A 3,409-nucleotide genomic window follows, 5' to 3' on the forward strand; every position below is an offset into this window, starting at 1 on the left:
CTGGGAAGGTATAGAGTTGTTGCCTGTGGTGGAGAACAGGAAACTGGTGGGAATAGTTACCAATCAGGATGTGATAAAGGCGCTTCAGTATATGAGAAGTCAGCCGCAGGTGAGCGAAACGCTGGAGGATATGGTGCTCAAAGGATTTCAGAATAAAAAGATAGAGGACGGTATGGTGTTTTACGGTTCAGTGTCCCCCATGCTGCTAAGCCAAATAGGCACTGCCAGTTGGAGCGCCATGACCATGCTCATGGCCACGGTGGGTAATGTTGCCTTGAGGAAGTACAAGCAGTTGGATATAATACTGGATAGCTTTACCGTATACTTTGTAAAGCCGGTTCAACTGGACGATGAGTTGGAGATCACAGCCAGGGTGATTGAGGAAAGCAGGCATTTCAATAAAGTTGAAGTTACTTGCTTCCATGATAAGGAACTGGTGGGCAAAGCCTTGTTGTCTGCCAAGAACATGAAACGGTGAGGAGGCTGGCAAGATGGGTGATTTCGTGCATCTGCACGTCCATACAGAGTACAGCTTGTTGGATGGAGCGGCGCGAATACCTCAGTTGCTTGACAGGTGCAAAGAGTTGGGTATGTCCAGCATCGCCATAACCGACCATGGTGCTATGTACGGTGTGGTGGATTTCTATAGGGAGGCTAAAGAACGCGACATACACCCAATAATAGGGTGTGAAGTATATATAGCGCCCCGTTCCATGTATTATAAGGAAGCCCATACCGATAGCAATTATGCCCATCTGGTATTGCTGGCCGAGAACCAGAAAGGCTATAAAAACTTGGTAAAGCTGGTTTCAATGGGATTTTTGGAGGGGTTTTATTACAAACCTCGAATCGATTATAATGTTCTGGAACAGTACAGCGAGGGATTGATTTGCCTTAGCAGCTGTATGGCTGGTGATATTCCACGGCTATTGCTAAGTGGCCAGTATAATCAGGCAAGAGAGCTGGCACTGCGCCTACAGGGTATTTTCGGAAAAGGCAACTTTTATTTGGAGCTGCAGGATCATGGTATAGAGCAGCAGCGCATTGTCAACCAAGGCCTTTTGACTTTAAGCAGGGAGACTGGAATTCCCGTTGTGGTCACCAACGATGTGCATTATATTGACAGGGAAGACGCTGAGGTTCACGATGTACTGCTGTGCATACAGACAGGCAGCACTGTCGATGAACCTGATCGCATGAGGTTTGAGACCGATCAATTTTATCTTAAGTCTCCCGATGAGATGCTGGCTCTTTTCAAGGATTGTCCTGAAGGCATCGCCAATACGATTGCCATAGCACAGAGATGTAAAGTGGATTTTGATTTTAATACCATACATTTACCAAAGTACGATGTGCCGGAAGGATATACTGCAGCCGAGTATTTGAGGCATCTGTGTTACGAAGGGTTAAAAAGAAAGTATTCGCCTGTAACTCAGGAAGCCAAGGAACGCCTTGAGTATGAGCTTAGCGTCATCGAACAGATGGGCTATGTGGACTATTTTTTGATAGTATGGGACTTTATAAAATTTGCAAGGGAGAGAGGAATTATGGTAGGGCCCGGCCGCGGAAGCGCGGCCGGCAGTATTGTGGCCTACGTTTTGGACATCACGCAGATCGATCCCCTGCGTTATAATTTGCTTTTTGAGCGCTTTTTAAACCCAGAACGGGTTACCATGCCCGATATAGACGTAGACTTTTGCTTTGAAAGGCGCCAGGAAGTAATAGATTATGTTACCGAAAAATACGGCAAGGATAAGGTGGCACAAATCATCACCTTTGGTACCATGGCAGCCCGAGCTGCCATAAGAGATGTGGGGAGGGCCCTCAATTTTCCCTATGCTGAAGTGGACAGGATTGCCAAGATGGTGCCTTTTGAGCTGGGCATGACCATTCAACGGGCTTTGGAGATAAATCCCGAGCTTAGAAGGCTTTATGAGCAGGACTGGCGGGTAAAAAAGCTTATTGATACCTCGAAAAAGCTAGAAGGTTTGCCAAGACATGCTTCTACCCATGCAGCAGGCGTGGTGATATCCAAGGAGCCTTTAACCGAATACGTTCCCTTACAAAGAAACGATGATTGTATAACCACACAGTTTGCCATGGGCGTGCTGGAACAGCTGGGGCTTTTAAAGATGGATTTCCTTGGCCTGCGTACCCTGACGGTTATAAGGGATACACTGGAGCTCATCAAAGCCAATACAGGACAAGAGATAGACATCGAGAACATCCCCTTGGATGATAAAGGGGTTTATAATATGCTGTCGGAAGGGGATACCGACGGCGTATTTCAGCTGGAAAGTGCTGGAATGAGGCAATTTCTTAAAGAGTTAAAGCCCAGCACTTTTGAAGATATAATCGCGGGTATATCCCTCTATCGTCCAGGCCCTATGGACCAGATACCCGAGTACATCTACAACAAAAACCATCCCGAGGCCATAAAGTATATACATCCGTCTTTGGCTCCAGTGCTCAGCGTCACCTATGGATGTATAGTATATCAGGAGCAAGTTATGCAGATTGTTAGGGACCTGGCTGGGTATTCGTTGGGGCGTTCTGACCTGGTAAGGCGGGCTATGGCTAAAAAGAATGCCGAGGTTATGGAACAGGAAAGGCACAACTTTATATACGGTCTTGAGGATGAAAATGGCAATGTGATAATACCCGGTGCGGTTAGAAGGGGTATTCCTGAGGATAAGGCCAACCGAATTTTTGATACCATGGCTGAGTTCGCAAAATATGCCTTCAACAAGTCGCATGCAGCTGCCTATGCGCTGGTGGCTTACAGGACGGCGTGGCTTAAATACCATTATCCGGTTGAATATATGGCAGCTCTAATGACCAGCGTCATGAACAACACCGACAAGGTAGCTGCATATATCCAGTATTGTAGGAAAAAGGGGATAGAGGTGCTGCCACCCGATGTAAACGAAAGCTATGCCAAATTCACGGTGGTGGGCAATAAGATACGGTTTGGACTGGCCGCTGTAAAAAACGTGGGATTGTCGGCTATTAATGCAATTATAGAGGCCAGGGAGAGGAAGGGCAAGTTCAAGAGCTTTACCGACTTTTGCAGGAAGGTGGACAGCAGCGCTATCAACAAAAAGATGATAGAGAGCCTCATAAAATGCGGAGCGTTTGATTCCCTGAAGGTTTACCGCTCGCAGTTGATGGCGGTTTATGAAAAGATATTGGATAGCATAAACCAGGAGCGACGGAAAAACGTTGAGGGACAGCTTTCGCTTTTTGAAATGGGGTATGATTCTGAAGCCGAAAAGTTAAACCATGATCCGTTACCACAGATGGATGAATTCCCTTTAAAGGTACGCCTTAACATGGAAAAAGAGGTAACGGGCATATATATAAGCGGACATCCCTTAAGCGAGTTTAAGGATATACTGGATACCATGAA

The 3,409-nt window shown here is 46.4% G+C and carries 2 protein-coding genes; both read left to right on the forward strand.

Features of this window, described 5'->3' with window-relative positions; genetic code table 11:
- Positions 1-478: hotdog domain-containing protein (locus FWJ59_RS08745; protein WP_414481559.1), on the forward strand; the 478-nt coding region annotated here is incomplete at its 5' end.
- A gap of 13 nt (positions 479-491) precedes the next feature.
- Positions 492-3,409, forward strand: a 2,918-nt coding sequence (locus tag FWJ59_RS08750) for a DNA polymerase III subunit alpha (protein ID WP_414481560.1), incomplete at its 3' end; no start/stop codon positions are given.

The sequence above is a fragment of the Caldicoprobacter sp. genome, from assembly GCF_047459465.1.
Classification (GTDB): domain Bacteria; phylum Bacillota; class Clostridia; order Caldicoprobacterales; family Caldicoprobacteraceae; genus Caldicoprobacter.